Source organism: Erwinia mallotivora (genome assembly GCF_000590885.1).
GTDB lineage: Bacteria > Pseudomonadota > Gammaproteobacteria > Enterobacterales > Enterobacteriaceae > Erwinia > Erwinia mallotivora.
Genome location: NZ_JFHN01000061.1, coordinates 1 through 19376, shown reverse-complemented (window position 1 = coordinate 19376; position 19376 = coordinate 1). Strand labels below are relative to the sequence as shown.

The window sequence follows — 19376 nt, the reverse complement described above, 5'->3', positions numbered from 1 at the left end:
GGGGATCAACCGATGGCTGCCAGTCGTACTCCACCCGCAGCCCGCCCGCATAGCTGTGCGATGCCATCAGGTCGCTGGCGCGGTCCCAGCCGAAGCGTCGGGTTTCCACGCCGTCAGCGTCATGCACCGCCGTCAGCTGCCCCTGCGGGCTGTAGTCGTAGCGCACCAGCAGACGCCGCTCATCCCCCACCTGCTGATGCACCGCCGCCAGCCGTCCGTGCCGCGGCTCATAGCTCAGCCACACCGCCAGCGCTTCGTTATCACCGGCGATACTTTCCAGCTGTCCCGCCGCGTTCCAGCCAAAGTGCTGGCAGTTCTCGTGCCGATCATAAATGCGGGTAATGCGCCATTCGCCCTCGCGCGTCGGGTCGGCCTCGTACAGGTGGAATTCGCCCCCGGCGGTCTGCATCAGCATGACGCCCTGAAGGCTGTAACAGAGGGTGAAGCCCTCTTCATCAAAGTGCACCACGTCACCGGGCACAACGTCGCCCAGCCCCAGCAGCTGGCCGCTGAGGTCGCGCCAGAAAAACGCCGTCGCGCCCTTATCATCGCGGGTGCGGATCAGGCGCGTTTCAAACGGCAACATCCAGCCGGTGCCCAGCAGGCCATCGGCCGGGTTGCGGCTGTGATAAACCCGCTGCCAGTACAGCGGGATGCGGTCTTCCAGTACGAAGTCCAGATCCTCCTCGCCGGCGAGAAACTTGGCCCCGGTGGCGTAGTGAACCGGGAAGACGCTCTGCACCGCCTCCGCCGCAATGCCCCCTGCCACCTCGCTGCCCACCACCGAACCGAGGCTACAGGCGATTTGCTTCAGCGCCCGACGCGAGGCGATGCGGCTGAACAGCTGTTCCACCAGCTTCGCCCCCTGCTTCGCCGCGCCGCCGCCCAGCAGCCCGCCCACCAGGCCGCCGACAAAGTACGCCAGCGCGTTTTTGCCGCTGCGGATGTCGCGCACCACCACGCTGTCCCCGCCGATGTTGACGCGCGGGTTTTCCGCCACCTCGATTTTTGCCTCGCAGGTGCTGCGGTCGCCGTTGCGCGCCGCCGGGTGGCCGTTGATCAGCACTTTTTTCGAGCCTTCCGCAAGGAAGTTGGCGTTCTCCGCCATGTGCCCTTTGCTGCACTCCACGGTGTCTTTATCAGCCGGCGTGGCCCAGGGGCTGGCGCTGGCGACCGTCGGCTGCACCATGTCGTCATACAGACGGGTGAAAAAGTGCTTCACCGACTGGCCGTCAATCTGGCTGACTTTATCCGCCAGCGCGCTGGCCGTGGCACCGGGGTGGCTGACCGCGCTGGCGATACCCGCCGCCATCGCCAGCGCGATATCGACAAAGCCCGGCTCCGCATACGCGGCGGGGTTATTCAGCCAGTCGCTGTCAACGGTGCCCGCCGCGCGGGCGGCCCGTTTGCCCATAATGTGAACGTTGTCAGAGCCACTGGAAATTTTAGCATCCGGCGGCCCGCGCATACCGAGGGTGTCGAGCAGGCCATCTACCGCCTCACCCGCCATATTGCCCAGCTTTTCCGGTATGCCGGAGATCATCGCGCCCGCAAACAGGGCGACGCCGACGGCAATACCAACGCCGGTACTGGAGATCATGCCGGCCCCCAGCAGGATGCCGCCATAAATAGCGCCCTCCACCAGCCCGCTGACAAAATCGGCCAGTACGGAGCTGTGGACAAGCGGGTCATGTTCGCGTGCAGCGGTCAGTGAGGACATGGCTCAGACCTCCGCTGACGCGGCGGGAATAAAGCCGTCTTTGATCTGCTGCCAGACCGCCAGCGAGGCGGCATCAAAGCTGGCCGCGCGGCTGAAGGTCAGCGCCATCAGGTGCGTGGCGGTCATCAGCACCAGCAGTTTTTGCACCACCAGCACACCCTGGTTTTCGAAACGCATCGCCACTTCCCGCGCGGGAATGCCACCGAACTGCGTATCTTCTGGCGCTTCCGCTGAAAATTTCTTCATATCGCGTTTTACTTTCGCCAGCTGCTGTTGCAGATACGCCTCCTGCTGCCCGGCCTCAACTTCCCAGGCGCGGGTCACCACCAGCGTGGATCGCGTGGCGGGCAGGCGTAGCAGGGTGACACTCTGGTCCTGCACCGCTTCCGGCAGGGCCAGTGCGCCTTCTGATAACGGAAAACTGATGGCTGTCATGTACTGCTTCCTCCATCCTTAAAGGTATTGGTTACCGCGCTGGTAATCTGGGACGGGGTTGGCTCTGCGGGTGGTGGCGTTGCCGGGGTGCTGATATTGAGATCCAGCGTGCCGCCGGTATTGATTTGCCCCTGCGAGGTGGCATTGATTTCGAAGTTTTTACATTGCAGCGAGATGGTGCCGTTGTTGTTAAGCGTCATCACGCTGTCACCGGCAACCAGACGGATCCCCTGGGCGGAAGAGTGCACAATCGCCCCCTGAACTTTCATCACGTAATCGCCGCCCACCAGTTCGTTACGGGACCACTGCGTTTGCTGATCGTAACTGCCGCTGACCGTGCTGTTGTACGATTTTTCTATCGCGATGGTCTGATTGCCGCCCACCGAGCGGGTTTCATCGTTCTTGACGTGGGTGTCCATGTTCTTCTGCGCCTGGATCCACAGCTGTTCTTCCCCCGCCTTGTCCTCAAACCGCAGCGCGTTCGCCGTCTCCGATGAACCGTCCTTGCTCCGGCTCAGAAAGCCCATCTGCGTCGCCGCTGCCGGCAGCGCCCACGGCGGCATATTGCCGTCGTTGTACACCCGCCCCGTCACGATGGGACGGTCCGGGTCGCCGTTGATAAAGTCAACCACCACCTCATCCCCCACACGTGGGATTTGCACCCCGCCGAACCCCTGGCCCGCCCACGCGCTCGACACCCGCACCCAGCACGAACTGGTGTCGTCTCCCTTCGCCAGGCGGTCCCAGTGGAACTTCACCTTGATGCGCCCGTATTTGTCCGTCCAGATTGACTCCCCCTTCGGGCCCACCACCTTCGCCGTCTGCGGGCCGTGCGTCCTCGGCCACGCCGTCTCCGGCGGCGTTCGGTACGTCACCGACGACGGGATAACCGCAAAGCCGATGCTGTGCCGCGTGCTCCCCTCGCTGCCCGTCGCGTAGCTGTTCTCCTCGAAGTCGTAGGTCGCCTCCGTCGTCAGGTATTCCCCGTTGTCGCTGAAGAACGGCGCGTTCAGCAGCGTGAAGGTGTTGCCCGGCGCGATGCCTATCGCCGTCCCCGTCCCGCTTATCTGCTGGTGCTCAACCTGCCACACCTCCTGCGGATTTTCGCGTAAAACTCACCGTGGTCGTGCTCCACAAAACGTCCCGGCCAGTCGTAACGTCTATCTGCCCGGCGACGGCGACGCCGGGTTCTGCCGCGCCTGCAACATCCACGCGTTCGGCTTGCGGAAGTCGTAGTCGTCCGTGCTGTAAATTCCCGGCGTCACCTGGTCACGCAGTTCCCACAGGCTGATGCCCTCTTCGCTGGTGCTCCCCCCCGACGGCGTCACGTGATACGGAATGCTCTCGTACCCCGCAAACGGCTGGTGCTGCTGCGCGCTGTCCATCAGCACCAGCGTGTGTTTTCCTGCTCGTGACGGAAGAAGAAGTAAATCCCCTCCAGCTCCATCAGCCGCCGGATAAAGTCGAAGCTGCTCTCCTGGTACTGTACGCAGTACTCCCACACCCGGTAGCTCCCCGTCAGCCTGTCCTCCACGCTGACGTTGTACTCACCCAGCAGCGTCTTCACCGTCGCCGGTATCGTCTGGCTCTGGAAAATTCGCAGGTTGCGGTCACGCTTCATCGGCCACACGTCCGGCTCCATCACCACGCTGTACACCGCGTAGCGCGTACCGTTCAGCTCCTGGCTGTGCACACCCACCCGGGTGATTTTGCCGTTCAGCCAGCGCGTGCCACCCGACAGCAGGCCCTGCGTCGGAATGGCCACGCTTATCGGCTGGCCCAGCAGCGATTTACGGTCAATGCGCGCGTCGGTGCTCAGCAGCTGCACGGTGATTTCAAAGGCCTCTGACAGCGCCTCGCGGCCGTTCAGTTTCCAGAACAGCAGGCCGTCTGTCGGCAGATGTACGGTGATACGTGAAAACATAGTCATTTCCTGGACTGGCTGAACCGGCAGCGTCATATCTGACGGACAGATAAACAGAGTGTTGAAAATAAGGTCATTGCTGGTTTTTTAATTAAATAATATTAAGAGCCTGTCCCGCCAGGCATTATTATCGCAGCCTGTCCGGACACGGATAGCGCAGAAACCAGAGTGTAAACGGTTTAATAATTTGCAGTTCATTTTCCCGCATTTTTATTTACTTAAAAACCATTAAGAAGAGATACTTTGCAAAGTCATTTAAACACTTCACTAAACGATGGCGAAAACACCTCACAAAAAACTCAAGGCGTTGCGGCTACAGGTAAATCCGGCCTGCGCCTTTGCTATTCTGCCAGATAATTAATGAAAGACATCTGCAATGAAGGCATCCGTTCTGTAATGGCTTTGCCATAAAAAAACCAACCGGACAGAAAACAAAAAATATTTAAAATTTCATCGTTATAAAAAACCGGATTTTATCCAGGTTTAATTATTGCATATTGCTGTGTGTGTCTGATATTTCTGAAGCACGTCTTAAATAAAGCACCTGTTAATTTCCAGCTTAACTTTCCGCCGCTATAGTTAAGGGCACCCAGTGTTCGCCAGCGTCCGAATTAAACGGATTTCCCTCTGCATTGTAGATTTCTATCGATTGAGGCGTGACCGATTCTCTGGTCATCAGTCCCCTGCTTTCTGCCATATCCTGTTCCAGATGGTTGATGACACTGCGCTTTACCCTGAGCACCCGGCAATGTATCGCTCCGCCATGATGCCCGGTGTAATCGGGGTAACAGGTGGCCGCATTCTTTGATTCAAAAAAATAAATATGATTAGCCGTTTCCTTTTCCTCAATCGCGTATTCCAGCCGGACAATTTCTCTGGCAAACCGGCACAAATCATGCTGTGGGTTGCGCTTCAATAAGTCACTCGCTAACTCGCCTGAACGCTGTCTTAGCTGCGAAAAGTTCATGGCCGGTGTTGTCCCGGCAACTTTAGGAAAGTGTTGCTCGTAAAAACGCGTTTCAAAGTTGCTGAGAAATATATAAGCGTCATCTCGCTCCAGACTGTCATTCAGCGAAATACCTGTGAACATATAATGTTTATTTTCAATTTGTTCTTTGCTGTAACCATTTTTTAGCGCACGGGAAAACGGCACGGTGAGTTTTGACTGAACTTTCGCTTCTAAATTTTTGTCACCTTCACTGGCGAAAGCACCTTCTCGCCGGGCCGTAGATGTCCCCGACAGGCGGGCAGCGGGCACCAGACCCTGGGTTTTAATATAGTCAAATGCAACACGTCGTTTAGTAATATGGTAAACGTACTCATTCATTAGTTATTACCTTATCAGTTATGAAATTAACCTGGTCAGGGCGATAGCTCACCGGCGGTGATGACCGCTTGATTGTCACAGCTGAGATCGGTTTCGTCTGCCGGGCAGATCAGACGGAAAACCCTGTACTGATTTATTTCCTGACGTGTGCCGCCACAATATTGTGGCGAAAATAATTTCACTGCGGCACATGATACCGCCGCAGCTATGGTTTTAGTGATTATTACGCCCTGTCATCTAGCTTTGTGGATTGAGCAGCCACACGCCTTCTTTATCGACGGTAATACTCTGCTCGCGGGTATGGCCGTTGTTGCTGATACTGAAGCGGTAATCACCCGGCGGCAGTTGCAACATCGCAAAGCCGTTGGGTGCCGGGACCAGCGCCTGTGGGCTGCCATTCATCGCCACGTCATCACCGGGTTGCAGGCGGATATACACCTGGGCGACCGGGGCTGGCGGCGGCGGCGGTGCGGCGGCCGGTTCACTGTGTTGCGTTGTCGCAGGGTCAGAGGTGGCGCTGGCCGTCGCGGTTGGCGGCGGGGTGGCAACCGGCGTGGACGTCGCCGCGTTGGATGCAGGCGTGCTTTGTTCAGGCGTGGTGGCGCTTTGTGCTGGCGTATCGCTGCCACCACCGGCAATCATTGCCCCAACGCCAACGCCCACCAGCACCCCGGCGGCAATCAGCCCGGGCACCAGGAAACGCTTCAGCGGCGTAACCGGCGAGGCCGCCGTTGCGGTGTCGGCCTCAGCCCCGACCGGCACCAGCATGGTGCCCGGCCCGCTGACCTTCACTTCGTGGATCTCGTTGATATCGGTCGGTGACAGCTCCATCAGCGCCGCCAGCTGATCGACCGTCTGTGGACGATCTTCCGGTTGCAGTTGCAGCGCCTGATCGATGGCATGCAGCAGTGGCAGCGAGTAACCCGCCGGGCGCAGTTTCACCAGCGGCTGATAGTTATCTTCAATACTGCGCACCACGCTGACCGGCGGTGGCGAGCCGACAATCAGCGTGTGCAGCACCGCGCCCAGCGCATAGATATCGGTCCAGGTTCCCTGCTCGCTCTCGTTGTCGTCACTGTACTGCTCAATCGGCGCAAAACCCGGCTTGAGCATGGTTTCAGTTTCGTCAGAAAGATTGCCAATCGCCTTACGCGCCGAACCAAAGTCCAGCAGCACCGGCACGCCGTTCTCCTGGATCTGAATGTTATCCAGCGAGATATCGCGGTGCAGATACCCTTCCTGATGGATGGTGTTGATGGCACCCAACAGTGGCGGCAGCAGGCAGCGGATCCAGGCTTCGCTGATCATTTCCGGGCGGCTGAGATGCAGCTGCGACAGCGTGGTCCCGGTGTAGAATGCGGTGCCCATATAGGCGGTGTCGTTCTGCACCCAGAAACGCAGGACGTGCAGCAGGTTAGGATGGTTAAAACGGGCCAGCAGCCGCGCTTCCTGAATAAAGCTGTTCAGCCCGGCGTGAAACGTTTTGCTGAAGCGTTCGCTGCGCAGCACCAGGGTTAAATCATCGCTGCGCACCGCAAGCGACGCAGGCATAAACTCTTTGATAGCAATAGTGCGCTCAAGCTGATGGTCCCAGGCCCGGTAGACTATGCCAAAGCCGCCGCCACCAATCACTTCCCTGATTTCAAACTCGTTAAAGCGGTAACCCACCGGCAAAGCGTTGGGGATCGTCCGCGGAGTATCGTGTTCTGACATAATGGACAACTCTCTGATAGTGATGGCGTTAAGCCTCAAACTGACACTGGAATTCACCCTGGTGCAGGGTCACGCGCAGGCGGCGATACTGCTCATCGCGCGCGCTGGCGCTGAGCAGCATCTGGCTCATTTGCGGCAGCAGGGTATTGGTGAGGATGGCATCGACCATACGGCCACCGGATTCGACCTCGGTGCAGCGCTGGACGATCTGCGCGATCACGCTGTCGTCCACCTCGGAGATAATGCCGTGATTTTGCTCCAGACGAACCTGAATGCGTTTCAGTTGCAGGCGCACAATGCTGGCCAGCATCTCGTCGCTGAGCGGATAGTAAGGCACCACCAGCAGACGGCCTAACAACGCGGGCGGAAACACCTCCAGCAGGGGAGGACGCAATGCCGTCGCCAGCGCCTCCGGTTCCGGGATCAGATCCGGATCGGCACACATGGCGCTGATCAACTGGGTGCCCACGTTGGAGGTCAGGATAATCAGCGTGTTACGGAAATCGATATGCCGTCCTTCGCCATCTTCCATCCAGCCTTTATCGAACACCTGGAAGAAGATCTCATGCACATCCGGGTGCGCCTTTTCGATCTCATCCAGCAGCACCACGCTGTAAGGACGACGACGCACCGCTTCGGTCAGCACGCCGCCCTCACCATAGCCGACATAGCCCGGAGGCGCGCCCTTCAGCGTGGACACGGTATGCGCTTCCTGGAACTCGCTCATATTGATGGTGATGATATTCTGCTCGCCGCCGTAGAGGGTTTCCGCCAGCGCCAGCGCGGTTTCCGTTTTACCCACGCCGGACGGCCCGCAGAGCATAAAGACCCCCACCGGCTTGTTGGGATCGTCCAGCCGTGCGCGCGACGTCCGCACCCTTTTGGCAATCAGATCCAGCCCGTGACGCTGACCAATTACCCGCTCATTCAGCGTATCAGCCAGTTTCAGCACGGCGTCGATTTCATTTTTCACCATGCGGCCCAGCGGGATGCCGGTCCAGTCAGAGACGACGGCCGCCACCACGTTGGCATCCACGGCGGCAAACAGCAGCGGTGCTTCACCCTGTAACGTTTTCAGCTGCTGCTGGCGGTCGGCCAGGGTCTGATGGAGAGTGGCGACCTCTGCATCTTCGTTATCATGCAGCTGGGCACGCAGGGCGATGATCTCATCCACCAGCGTGCGTTCGGCCTGCCAGCGGGCGCTCAGCTCGTCGCGCTGTTGCGCCAGCTCCGCCAGCTGCCTGTCCAGTTTTTCCACCCGATCCGCATCGCCAATCGCCACTCTGGCTTCACGTCCGGCGATCTCTTTTTCAATCTCCAGCGCGTGGATACGGTGCAGGCAGTCCTCCAGCTGGGGCGGCTGCCGCTCTGGCTGACCGCGACGCGGGCGCAGGCGGTATCCAGCAGCGCCACGGCTTTATCCGGTAGCTGACGGGCGGGAATGTAGCGGTGCGACAGCTTCACGGCGGCGGCTACCGCTTCATCGAGCAGCAGCACCCGGTGATGTTTTTCCAGCGGGCTGACGGTGCTGCGCAGCATCAGCAGCGCTTTTTCTTCGTCCGGCTCCGCCACCTGGACGGTCTGGAAGCGGCGCGTCAGCGCGGGATCTTTCTCGATATACTTTTTGTATTCGGCCCAGGTGGTCGCCCCGATGGTACGCAGTTGGCCCCGCGCCAGCGCAGGCTTCAGCAGGTTGGCGGCGTCGCCGGTTCCCTGTTGTCCACCGGCCCCGACCAGGGTATGAATTTCGTCGATAAACAGAATGATCGGCGTCGGGCTGGACTGGACTTCGTTGATCAGCGCCTGAAGACGCGCCTCAAATTCCCCTTTCATCCCGGCACCCGCCTGCAACATGCCGATGTCCAGCAGCCACAGTTGGACATTTTGCAGCGGCTCCGGCACATCGCCCGCCGCCAGACGCAGGGCCAGCCCCTCCACCACCGCCGTTTTCCCCACGCCCGCTTCACCGGTCAGCAGCGGGTTGTTCTGACGGCGACGCATCAGAATATCGACCATCTGGCGGATCTCTTCGTCGCGCCCTGCCACCGGGTCAATTTTGCCTTCACGGGCGCGGGCGGTCAGGTCCTGGGCATATTGCGCCAGCGTGCCTTTCTGCTGCGGCATTGATGCCTGGCTGTAGGTCGGCGCAGAAGTGACCTGCTGTGCCTCTTTGCTGTTGGCGAGGATGCTGTCGAACTGTTCCAGCAGCGTATCGGTGTTGATACGGCCAAACTCAGTAGAAATGCCTTTCAGCAGGTTGGCGAGGTTGAAGGTTTTCAGCATCCCGGCCAGCAGATGGCCGCCACGGATCTGCTGTACGCCAAACTTCAGCGAGCCATACACCCAGGCACGCTCCACCGCGCTGTCGATATGTTCTGACAAGTCGGATACCGCACTGGCCCCACGCGGCAGGCGATCCAGCGCGGCGGTCATATCCCTCGTCAGCGCCGTTTCATCCAGTGAAAAATAGCGGATCAGCTGTTGTAGATCGCCGTCCTGATGCTGCATCAGCTGATGCAGCCAGTGCACCAGCTCAACATAAGGGTTGCCACGCAGCTTACAAAAGGCGGTGGCACTTTCCAGCGAGGTAAATAACAGCGTATCCAGTTTGCCGAATAACACGGCACGGCTGATCTCTGACATGGTTTTTCTCAGTGGTAGTGATGCTGTTGATAAAAGGGGATACCCCCATCAGGCCGGATATGTCCGGCTGACGGGGCAAAGCCTGAGGGAAGCAAATTTAAAACCTGGACTGCCAGGCAGTTAATTAAAGGCAATACTATTCTGGTGTTGTCGTGTCGGACGGGTTTTCACTGTTTTCTTTGGTTTCTGTTTTCTTTGGTTTCTGTTTTCTTTGCCGTTATCGCTTTCCAGTCAGCCATAAACAAGAGATAGATTAAGGCAAATACAATGCCAGACAGACGGACGGGTCCATCACTATGCCATGCGGTATAATTGAAAAAGTGATAAAGATCGTCCACACCATTTGCAGTCAGACGGTACTGGAAGAAAGCAGGGATATAAACAAGTAGTGTCTTCACACTATTTTTTCCGTGGAACCGTAAATACTTTTCTGAGGTTAACAGGTATAAAGGAATAAGCCACAGCGTCGAGATAATAAAATAACCCAATGTCACCAGCCAACTGCTGTCGGTTATAGTTACTTCGTCGTACATTTTATTTCCTCCCTGCTGAATAAATATCCTTTAATGTATTCATATCTCCGAGTATTTCTGCGCGAAGAGCAACCGGCCCCATTTCCTTCCAGCCGCGAATATAGTCCGTATTAATATGTCTGAAGAGGCGAAAAGTATCGGCTCTTAAAACCGGCCTTGTCAGGCCATAGCCGGATAAACTGATATCAACAATGCCGTAAGCCATATCCGCCTGATTATCGCTGTATCCCAGTTGCTGGGCTATTGCACGATAAGCCTGTCGCGTGTAGCCCGCTCGACCCTTACGGTACAGCAGATAATAACCGTTTTCATAAACATTATTGATTCCATGAACCGCCAGTGGCGCACCGTATGCCGCACAAAGACTACCCATAGAAGCGGCACACACTCCAAAACCAGCAAAAACCTGTACGCCCCCGCCAACAAATCCAACCTGTTTCAGCACCAGCTTTGTCAGTCGGCCTGCCTGCTGCTTCTCTACCGCCGCATACTGCACTATGCTGCCTGCCATCAGCTGGAACTGCTGCTGACGCAGATACGCCGTCTCTTCGTTCAGCGTTTTCACCGCGCCGCTCAGCGACATACAGTTGCTGCTGACTTCGCGGGTAATGCCGTTAATTAATGCGTTAATTTCGTTGAAAAAATCACTTCGCGCCCGCCCAAAGGGCAGAAAACGGTAGCCTGTAGCGTTGCTGACTTCGTGCAGTTGCCTGACCGCTTTCTGTAATTCCTCGTTTCTGACCCTTGCAGTAAACATGACATCTCCCTGTTATGTTTATTAAAAAAGCAACGCATCATATCCCGATACGCTCTGCCGGTTCCGGGCTGAAGATCAAATCTTTCCGCGGCTGCGGCTGCGCCGGACTGCCCAGCCAGCTGCTGAATCCCTGCCGCGCTGCCCCCCCGAGGGTGACGCCTTTAAACTCTTCCGCCGCCAGCGTCAGCCGGACATCACCTACAAATTCAGTTGTTGAACTATTTACCCTGCGTTTTTTTACTCTCTCTGACCGGGAGAAAGAACAGATATGACGCGGCAAAGAGAAGCGCGCTAATACGCAGAAAAAGGCTGTCATCCGATTTAATACTGAAATAATCAGATAACCCGTCCAGTCCATATCTGAACACAGCATATTGAAAAATGATGAAAGGCCAGATTAAAAAAAACCAAACAACTTTATTTCTTTTCAGGACGACTTTCTTCTTATACTTGAAAATATAAAAAGCAATCGAAAGAGACAAAGAAATAAAATAGTAAACAATAAGCACGACTGGCTCATTTTGATAAAGGGTGAAATCATCAGGCATTATTCACCCTCCTTACGCAGTTGATAAATATTCCAGAGCGTAAAGCCATCATTCAGCCCCTCAAACCCCAATGACATCGTCCCCATCTCCTGCCATCCACGAATGTAATCCGTATTGATGTGTCTGAATAAACGAAATATGTCCGGTCTGAGAACCATTCTGCTCATGCCATAGAGTGATAGCGATAAATCAACGGTGGCATAAACAAGATCCGCATCTTTATCACTGTAGCCAAGTGTTCTGGCAACTTTTCGATATCCGTCGCGTACATAACCAGCCTTCTCTTTTCTGAAAATAAGATAGTAACCATTTTCATAAAAGTTATTGGCACCATGAAGCATCAACGGTGAACCAAAGGCGGCACAGGCAAGCCCCAGTGTGGCAGCACAAGTGCCAAACCCGGCGAAAAACTGTGTGCCACCACCAACAAAACCCATTTGCCTGACCACTAATTTAACCACTCTGCCAGTCAGGTTTTTTTCCACTGCCACCCAGGGCACCACGCTGCCTGCCATCAACTTTAACTGCTGCTGACGCAGATACGCCGTCTCTTCGTTCAGCGTTTTCACCGCGCCGCTCAGCGACATAAAGTTGCTGCTGACCTCGCGGGTAATGCCGTTAATTAATGCGTCAATTTCGTTGAAAAAATCACTTCGTGCCCGCCCGGAAGGCAGATAGCGCCAGGCTGTAGCGTTGCTGACTTCATGCAGTTGCCTGACCGCTTTCTGTAATTCCTCGTTTCTGACCGTTGCAGTAAACATGACATCTCCCTGTTATGTTTATTAAAAAAGCAACGCATCATATCCCGATACGCTCTGCCGGTTCCGGGCTGAAGATCAAATCTTTCCGCGGCTGCGGCTGCGCCGGACTGCCCAGCCAGCTGCTGTACCCCAGCCGCGCTGACCCCCCGAGGGTGACGCCTTTAACCTCTTCCGCCGCCAGCGTCAGGCGAACATCCCAGACAAACTCGATACCCAGATACTGCCGCACCCAGTCGCGTAGCTGCTCCGCCCACGGCTGTCCGGGCAGAAAACGGTTGTAGCTCTCCAACGACAGCGGCCCCAGCTCAATACGAAATTTGTGCTGCACATCGCGCACTGCCACGCCCAGAAAGGCCGATTCCCCCAGTCTGGGCATCCCTCTTCCTGCTCCCAGTCGCGCACGTTCCCGCTTGTCCACCGGCTGCCAGTGCGGCAGGTTTTCCACAAGCGTCACCGGCACCCTGAAGTAATGGCTGAGGATCTTCTGTAGCCCTTCCGCATCGCGCCCGTGGCGGGTCAGATGCCCTGCCACCGCGTAGCGCGCATGGTCACTCAGGCTGCCTTTTTCCAGCTGACCGGGCTGCCCCATGCCGATCAGGCTGGCAAGATAACGTTCGAAATGGTGATTATCTTCCCTGTCCAGTGAAACCGTAGGCTGCGCATCGGCCCAGGCGCGGTAAAACAGCAGCGTCAGACGATGATGAAACAGGTCGGCAAAAGCGGTAAGACTGCTGTCCTGATGATGATAGATCCGTTCACGGGCATATTCGGTCAGATGGGTCGGCAGTGGGCCATTAGGGCCAAACAGCCCAAAACTGGTGATAGTGACCTCATGCAGCGGGCTGTCTTCACGCGCGGCGGCTGCCGCCAGCGTGGAGGGCGCGAAGGCCAGCGACGGTGCCTGGCCGATACGCAACGGCTCATAACGCGGCAAGGGCGCACGCCCCAGCGGATAACGCTCGCCGCCCTGGGCGTCCAGCCTGCGCAACAGCTGGAACAGATCGTAACGCCACGGTGCCTGAACCACGCCGGGCCAGAAGCTGTCAGGCAGCCGGTGCAGCGCCCGCACCACCAGACTCGTCTCTTCACTCATATCAGCGCCCTTTTCCCCATGCGCGGCGGCCAGTAACCCACCTCGCCGCGCTGCTGGCTGGTCAGCGTCATTTCAGTAAAGGTGTTCATCGCCACCAGTCTGGAAAATACCCGCTCCAGCACGCTGCCCAGTAGCCACGGGCTGGAGCCGGAGAACGCCTGCTCATCCACGTTCAGCTCAATACCGATGCCACGGGCAAAAACCACCGGGCCGGGTTCCGGCACGCGGCGATATACCGCTTTCAACTGACAGTGGCGAATGCCCTCAATCTGTCTGGCCACCGGCGCTTCCGCCAGGTTGGCGTACAGCCCCAGCAGCTGACGCAGAGCCGATGCCCCCTGGCCGTCATCCCCGTCCATCAGGCTGAGATAGTTCATTTGCAGATGACTGACCAGCCGCCAGGTGGTCAGCCCCTCTGCCAGCGCGGTACGCGGCGGCGTCGGCCCTTTACGCAGCTTAAGCTCACCGACCGGCACGGAGTCCGGCATCAGGAAATTGCCCTGGTCCTGTTGCAGCAACATCAGCGGCAGATCGCGGCTGGTACACATCACCTCCGCTGTCAGATGGCGCAGTTCGTTGTCCCACGGGGAATGGCGCTCATCCACCAGCGAAAGGAACACTTCAGAGCCGATATAGCCGGTGCGCGTCCCAAAGCGCTGGGCATGTTCAGACAGCGTGCGCTGTTCACGACGTAGCGAGAAATAGGCACCGTAATCCCCTTCGTCGCGGCTGAAGGTGCTCCAGAACGGACGGAACAGCTGTTCCCCCTTGCCGCCGCTGGCATACAGCTTGCGGACCGAGAAAATTTCGTAGTCCAGTGGGCGGATGTTATCCACCACCAGATGGTATTCATGCAGGCTGTCGCTGATTTTCTGCCGCTCCGCTACCTTCGGAAACAGGTTAATCACCGGGGTACAGTGCAGCGCCAGATGGCTTTTATCCACCACCCGCTCCAGCGCCGCATCGGCCTTATCCAGCAACAGCACGATTTCAAAAGCCTTCACGCCCGGCGCACATTTGCCGGGCAGCTCAGCCAGCTGGTTGATGCTGATAAACTGGAAGCGGGCCGGAAAAGCAAAATACTCCTGCAACAGGCGGTAGCCGTCAAAGTTGCGCAGATCGTCCGGCAGCATCGCCTGATCCGCGGCAAACCCTTCCTGCTTCAGGGCCTCATCACCCAGCACCATCCGCTGGGGCTGCGCTTCCACGGTCTGACAGAAACTGCCTACCGTGTGCTGCATAATCAGCTCCAGCAGTTGCTGGGCCTGAATATCCGGACCGCTGAGGAAAAACATCAGCTGGTCAAAGGTAAGATGGCTCAGCGCCACGTCGTTAAAACACTCCAGACGGATGCGCAGCGCACTGACTGCCCCCCGTTGCGCCAGCCCCAGTGGGCTGAGCGGAATATCCGCCGGAACGCCGCCCAGCTCAACATGGCTGATGCGCAGCGGCTGCAACATCACGTCGTGAGCGGTGGTGTAACTACAGGTGACGCCGCTTTTCTTCAGCGTCTGGCTGTCCATCATGGTGCCTCGCGGCACCAGAAAGCCGCTGCTGATGTCGCCTTTTTTGCTGTCCGGATGCAGCTCGGCAATCGCCATCGACGGCGTGGGTGCCAGGTAATTAGGGGCGATCATCTCCAGCAGGCGCTGGGAGAAGCGCGGAAACTCCGCATCCATTTTCAGCTGCACGCGGGAGGTCAGAAAAGCGAATCCCTCCATCAGCCGCTCGACATACGGGTCGGCCACTTCAATGCCGCGCATCCCCAGTCGTCCGGCGACTTTCGGATAGCGTCCGGCAAACTCAGCGCCCATCTCGCGCAGGTACGCCAGTTCGCGGTTGTAATATTCGAGCAGTTTGCTGTCCATAATTACCCTACGTCTTTCAGCTCAAAATGGCCGTTTTCCAGGTCCAGCTCGGTGCGGAACATGAACTCCAGCGGATAAGGCACGCACCACAGCCGCCCCTTGATTTCAATCGACAGCACGTTGTGCAGGTTTAACGCGCTGGTATCCGACACGCAGCGCACCTGTAACCCGGCGGGCAGGATGCGCGGTTCAAAATGCAGAATCGACGCCGTCAGCTTGCGCTGGATATCGTGCCATTCAATATCTGACATGCGCTGACCGGCCAGCGGTGCCACGCCGAAGTTGTAAGCCGAACGCTGGACGTGCGGAAACGGCTGTAAGTCCTGCTGCGCTTCGTTGTTGATGCTGTTAAACAGCCACTGCAAATCACGCAGCACGTTACGCCGCAGGGTGCTGTGGGAAATCACCGTGTTGCTGACCGACTCCTGCTGCTTATCCGGCGCGTTATCCGTCAGCCGGTCCAGCAGCGAGGGCTGCATTTTGTCGCGGGCATTCAGCGCATCCTGCCTGCTGCGATGGCGATAGCCGCCGCGCAGCAGTTCGCTACCCTGTTGCTGCGGATCAAAATCGTTACTCATTGGTCGGTTCCGTAAACGTCAACAGTTCCAGCGCCAGCAGCGAGAACTCACCCTCCTCGCTCAGCCAGGTTTTCTGACCGTGACCGGTAAACTGTTCGCCTGCGGCCTCCAGCGGCGTCCATTCGGTGACGCTGGCCAGCCGGAAGGTGTCGGGCGCATCCTGCCCGAACGGATAGCGCACCGGCAGCTGACAGACCTGTTCACTGCCGTCAATCAATCTGACCAGCGTGTGACGCCAGACCAGATCGGTGACGCTGGCCGGAGCCTGAAAACGCAGCTCGCTGATGGCGGCGAAAGGCAGCCAGGTGTAATGGCCGTTCACCATCAGTTCGCATACCGGCCCCAGCCTGCCGTCGCCATCCATCAGCCACGCCACCGCCTGCTCGCCGTTTTCCAGTTTAATCTGGCCCGGATTGAGGTCGGCAGCGTCGAAAGCCTCAGCCCGCAGAGTGGCAGCCTGCTGACTGTCGCAGGCGGCATCGGCCTTCAGAGCGCTGAGCAGCTTTTCCGCCCAGCTGAATGCGTCGCCGGGCATACGTGGCTGGCCCTGCCCCGCGAACACCGCCGCGCGCTGAATTTCGCCCTGTACGGCCTGCTCCAGCAGGGTCACGGTGGGCTGCGCCTGCGGTTTTAGCGCCAGCCATGACTTGAGCTGCGTGGCGGCACGGGTCCAGTTGCCCGCCAGACACAGCAGCTGCACAAAGGTTGCCCGCAGGTCGGCATCCGCCGGACGGCTTTTGATCTCGTTTTCCACCCGGCTCAGCGTCTCCGCCAGTGAAGCTCCGGACATCAGTTGGTTAAGAGAGTACACAGGCTTTCCTTTTACGGTCGGAAGAACTAGTTAAGGGTGCGGAACGAACCGGCAGCCGGGTCTTTCAGCTGCGGATGCAGCGCTTCAACCAGCCGGAAAGAGAGATTGTCCGGGTTAATCAGATACGGCGACCAGACCTTACGCACTTCATCCAGACGCGCCTTCAGCGTGCTCTGGTCGCTGGCTTCCTGCTGACTGATCTGCACCACCAGGATGCCGCTGGCACGCCAGCCGTTCATCTGCGGAGCGAAAGAGACCACCATCCAGCTCTGTGGCGATTTCTCATCGGCCAGCACCATACGTTCGTTATTCACCGTGGTGATCTGCACCTCAGAACCGGTTGCTTTACTGCTAAGGCCGGACACCGGGAAGCCTTGCAGGAAGGTCACGGCGACGTTTTTACTGCCACTTTTTCCCATCTGGGTCAGCTCGCTTTCACCGCTCAACCAGCCGTCGCTGCCGCAGCTCACCCCACCTTTCGCAGGAACAAACAGGGCGCTGACCTGGCCGTTATTCTGCCAGTAAGTGCGGAAGTGGCAGCCGTCCATCAGGCTGAACTGGGTCCAGGGCGTGGTGTCCGCCGGTGGCGAAAGATCTTCTGCTTTCACGACCGGGGCGGGTGCCGGTGCGCTGACCGGTGCCTGCGCCGCACTGCCCGTTGCCGCTGGCGTCTGACTGGCCGAGTTGACCGCTGGCTGAGCAGGCGTGCTGGCTGCGGTGGCTGGGGTAGCCGCCGCCGTTGGCTCTACCTTCACCGCCCACGCCTGCGCTTTGCTGGCGCTACCATGAGCCAGCGCGCTGCCGCTGCTGTCGTTCAGCTGCCAGTGGATAACATTCAGCGTCTTACACTGTTTTTCCAGCACGCTGCCAACGCGCGGCAGGAAGTTTTTCAGCACGCCGGGGTTTTTATTGCCGTTTGCCACGATACGCAGCGGCAGCTCCGGCGCACACCAGCTGGCCGGTGAATTGTTTTTGATGTTATCGATCCAGATATCCAGTTTCAGCGAGGGAGAAGACACCACGCGGTAATCCTGCGCCCAGGCGCTGGACGCGACGAGCAGTGAGAGCGCACCTGATAGCCAATATTTCATACAAGTCCTTGAAGGCGGTTAATCACGAAGAGGGAAAAACTGCGCCGCTTCCGACAGCGAATGCAGCAGCGTGGTGTCCTGCGGATCGCCCACCCAGACGGCGACCGCGCTGTAGTTGTCCTGGCTTGCCTGCGATTGCAGATCGTTTTTGCGGATCACCTGCTGCATCAGCGTCAGCCATTCATCCGGGGTGTTGACCATATGCAGAGACTGCTGCATATGCTCATGCGACAGACCATGCCAGAAGCCGTCGGTACAGAGCAGAAAGGCATCGCCATCCTCAATCGGCACCACATCGCTGTAGCTGGCGTCGCGTTCTTCATCCCCCATCCCCAGCGCAAAATAGAGCAGATTGCCGTTGATCCCTTCGGTCTGGTGACCGGCATCTTTCATCTGCTGCACCAGGCTGTGATCGGTGGTGACATGGTAGAGATAGCCGCGCCGGAACAGATACAGGCGGCTGTCGCCCGCATGTGCCCAGTAGGCCAGCTCGTAGTCCCGGTCGATAAACAGGCTGACCATCGTGGTGCCCATGCGTTTGTAGTCGCTGAGCGCTTTCTGCTGGCGGCGAATGGCGCTGTTGGCATCGTTGACATACTGACGAATACGCTGAGCGTCCAGATGCTGCTCACCGTCGAAGCGCTCAAGGATGGTGTTGCGCGCCAGTTCCGCCGCAACCTCGCCACCCGGCAATCCCGCCACACCGTCACAGACCACGAAGCAGGCCGATCGCTCGCCAATGCTCTCGCCGGTCTGGTCCTGGTTACTTTCGCGGGCTCCCTGATTAGACATAGAGGCAATGGTGATATTCATCATTCTTCCGATCTGATTTGAGAGTCTTTGTACTGATTCACTTCCATATCGTAGGCATGCAGGAATGCCTCACCAAACAGGGTATGGAAGTCATCTTCGATTTCACCGGCGGTTTCACCGTAGCGTTTGGTGAAGTGTTCCCACAGCGCGGCTTTGCGGCTGCCGGGCAATGACAGACGCGAGGTAATGCCCTCCTGTCTGGCTTCTTCTTCCAGCTGCTGCGGGTTAAAGGATTGCAGCATCGAGGCGATAATGGCGCGGATACCGGCGATCATCCCCAGCTGGTGGGCCTGTAGATCCACCAGCGCATCGCGCACCGACTGCTTCGGCGGCATAAAGCCCGGCATCCGGCTGCCAAACATCTGCATCAGCACCGATTTACCGGAAGGCAGCAATTTGAACGGGTTGTTGGCCTCATCGAGGATCACCGTCATTTCGGCCTTCACTCCACGCTTAAGAATCGAGCGGGAGGAGAGCAGCGCCACGGTGCCCTGCGAAAACATACTGAGCATCTGTCCCAGTTCCTGCATGGTATCGCTGTCAAAGCGCGGCGTGGGTTGCAGATCGTTCAGCCCCATGCCGCCAATCAGCGCATCCAGCAACTCACCGTCCAGCGTTTCGCCCGCCGAGGTGGCGGTGCTGCCCTGTTGCAAGGTGCTGTTGGACACCGGATCGATACGCAGACGGCCCTTCGGCGGCGGCGTGGTGCTGCGGGCTACCGCCTGCGGCGTCGGCAGGGTGATACCGCCGTAATCCGGCTG

15 protein-coding genes and 2 pseudogenes are annotated in these 19376 nt (G+C 58.0%); all 17 read right to left on the bottom strand.

Annotated elements, in window-relative coordinates:
- On the bottom strand, positions 1-1720 hold a 1720-nt coding region (locus BG55_RS16065), incomplete at its 3' end, for a DUF6531 domain-containing protein (protein WP_034939608.1).
- A 3-nt stretch (positions 1721-1723) separates the two neighbouring features.
- A complete protein-coding gene (locus BG55_RS16060; protein ID WP_034939605.1) occupies positions 1724-2155 on the bottom strand; it encodes a DcrB-related protein in 432 nt (143 codons plus the stop codon).
- A pseudogene (locus BG55_RS16055) lies at positions 2152-4079 on the bottom strand (type VI secretion system Vgr family protein). The gene BG55_RS16060 and the pseudogene BG55_RS16055 overlap by 4 nt, the downstream one beginning before the upstream one ends.
- A 559-nt stretch (positions 4080-4638) precedes the next feature.
- Positions 4639-5406 (bottom strand): hypothetical protein, encoded by a 768-nt coding sequence (locus tag BG55_RS16050; protein ID WP_034939603.1) that lies wholly within the window; start codon positions 5404-5406, stop codon positions 4639-4641.
- 237 nt (positions 5407-5643) lie between these two features.
- Complete coding sequence (locus BG55_RS16045) at positions 5644-7119, bottom strand: serine/threonine protein kinase (protein ID WP_034939600.1); 1476 nt, start codon at positions 7117-7119, stop codon at positions 5644-5646.
- A gap of 28 nt (positions 7120-7147) precedes the next feature.
- Positions 7148-9762, bottom strand: a pseudogene (gene tssH / locus BG55_RS16040) (type VI secretion system ATPase TssH).
- Between the two features lie 167 nt (positions 9763-9929).
- Positions 9930-10295, bottom strand: coding sequence for a hypothetical protein (locus BG55_RS16035; protein WP_052018910.1), 366 nt, complete (start codon positions 10293-10295; stop codon positions 9930-9932).
- A 1-nt stretch (position 10296) separates the two neighbouring features.
- Positions 10297-11052, bottom strand: coding sequence for a DUF4225 domain-containing protein (locus BG55_RS16030; protein WP_034939599.1), 756 nt, complete (start codon positions 11050-11052; stop codon positions 10297-10299).
- A 37-nt stretch (positions 11053-11089) separates the two neighbouring features.
- Positions 11090-11368: a hypothetical protein gene (locus BG55_RS22650; RefSeq protein WP_152542823.1), complete on the bottom strand. Its 279-nt coding sequence runs from the start codon at positions 11366-11368 to the stop codon at positions 11090-11092.
- A 231-nt stretch (positions 11369-11599) separates the two neighbouring features.
- Positions 11600-12361: a DUF4225 domain-containing protein gene (locus BG55_RS16020; RefSeq protein WP_034939594.1), complete on the bottom strand. Its 762-nt coding sequence runs from the start codon at positions 12359-12361 to the stop codon at positions 11600-11602.
- A 37-nt stretch (positions 12362-12398) separates the two neighbouring features.
- Positions 12399-13454 carry a type VI secretion system baseplate subunit TssG gene (gene tssG / locus BG55_RS16015; RefSeq protein WP_034939592.1) on the bottom strand — a complete coding sequence of 352 codons (1056 nt, stop codon included), beginning with the start codon at positions 13452-13454 and terminating at the stop codon, positions 12399-12401.
- A complete protein-coding gene (gene tssF / locus BG55_RS16010; protein WP_034939590.1) occupies positions 13451-15322 on the bottom strand; it encodes a type VI secretion system baseplate subunit TssF in 1872 nt (623 codons plus the stop codon). The genes tssG and tssF overlap by 4 nt, the downstream gene beginning before the upstream one ends.
- A gap of 2 nt (positions 15323-15324) precedes the next feature.
- Positions 15325-15900 (bottom strand): type VI secretion system baseplate subunit TssE, encoded by a 576-nt coding sequence (tssE, locus tag BG55_RS16005; protein ID WP_034939587.1) that lies wholly within the window; start codon positions 15898-15900, stop codon positions 15325-15327.
- Positions 15893-16711 carry a type VI secretion system accessory protein TagJ gene (locus BG55_RS16000; protein WP_034939585.1) on the bottom strand — a complete coding sequence of 273 codons (819 nt, stop codon included), beginning with the start codon at positions 16709-16711 and terminating at the stop codon, positions 15893-15895. Before BG55_RS16000 ends, tssE begins: the two co-directional genes overlap by 8 nt.
- A gap of 26 nt (positions 16712-16737) precedes the next feature.
- Positions 16738-17802 carry a hypothetical protein gene (locus BG55_RS15995; RefSeq protein WP_034939583.1) on the bottom strand — a complete coding sequence of 355 codons (1065 nt, stop codon included), beginning with the start codon at positions 17800-17802 and terminating at the stop codon, positions 16738-16740.
- Between the two features lie 18 nt (positions 17803-17820).
- Entirely contained in the window at positions 17821-18615 is a 795-nt protein-coding gene (locus BG55_RS15990; RefSeq protein ID WP_034939609.1) for a PP2C family protein-serine/threonine phosphatase, read from the bottom strand.
- Positions 18615-19376, bottom strand: a 762-nt coding sequence (gene tagH / locus BG55_RS15985; protein ID WP_034939580.1) for a type VI secretion system-associated FHA domain protein TagH, incomplete at its 5' end; no start/stop codon positions are given. The genes tagH and BG55_RS15990, both read right to left, overlap by 1 nt.

What these genes read in the sequence shown, in the direction of transcription:
- BG55_RS16060 (WP_034939605.1), bottom strand. Translation starts at nt 2,155, where the DNA reads ATGACAGCCATCAGTTTTCCGTTATCAGAAGGCGCACTGGCCCTGCCG.
- BG55_RS16050 (WP_034939603.1), bottom strand. Translation starts at nt 5,406, where the DNA reads ATGAATGAGTACGTTTACCATATTACTAAACGACGTGTTGCATTTGAC.
- BG55_RS16045 (WP_034939600.1), bottom strand. Translation starts at nt 7,119, where the DNA reads ATGTCAGAACACGATACTCCGCGGACGATCCCCAACGCTTTGCCGGTG.
- BG55_RS16035 (WP_052018910.1), bottom strand. Translation starts at nt 10,295, where the DNA reads ATGTACGACGAAGTAACTATAACCGACAGCAGTTGGCTGGTGACATTG.
- BG55_RS16030 (WP_034939599.1), bottom strand. Translation starts at nt 11,052, where the DNA reads ATGTTTACTGCAAGGGTCAGAAACGAGGAATTACAGAAAGCGGTCAGG.
- BG55_RS22650 (WP_152542823.1), bottom strand. Translation starts at nt 11,368, where the DNA reads ATGACAGCCTTTTTCTGCGTATTAGCGCGCTTCTCTTTGCCGCGTCAT.
- BG55_RS16020 (WP_034939594.1), bottom strand. Translation starts at nt 12,361, where the DNA reads ATGTTTACTGCAACGGTCAGAAACGAGGAATTACAGAAAGCGGTCAGG.
- tssG (WP_034939592.1), bottom strand. Translation starts at nt 13,454, where the DNA reads ATGAGTGAAGAGACGAGTCTGGTGGTGCGGGCGCTGCACCGGCTGCCT.
- tssF (WP_034939590.1), bottom strand. Translation starts at nt 15,322, where the DNA reads ATGGACAGCAAACTGCTCGAATATTACAACCGCGAACTGGCGTACCTG.
- tssE (WP_034939587.1), bottom strand. Translation starts at nt 15,900, where the DNA reads ATGAGTAACGATTTTGATCCGCAGCAACAGGGTAGCGAACTGCTGCGC.
- BG55_RS15995 (WP_034939583.1), bottom strand. Translation starts at nt 17,802, where the DNA reads ATGAAATATTGGCTATCAGGTGCGCTCTCACTGCTCGTCGCGTCCAGC.
- BG55_RS15990 (WP_034939609.1), bottom strand. Translation starts at nt 18,615, where the DNA reads ATGAATATCACCATTGCCTCTATGTCTAATCAGGGAGCCCGCGAAAGT.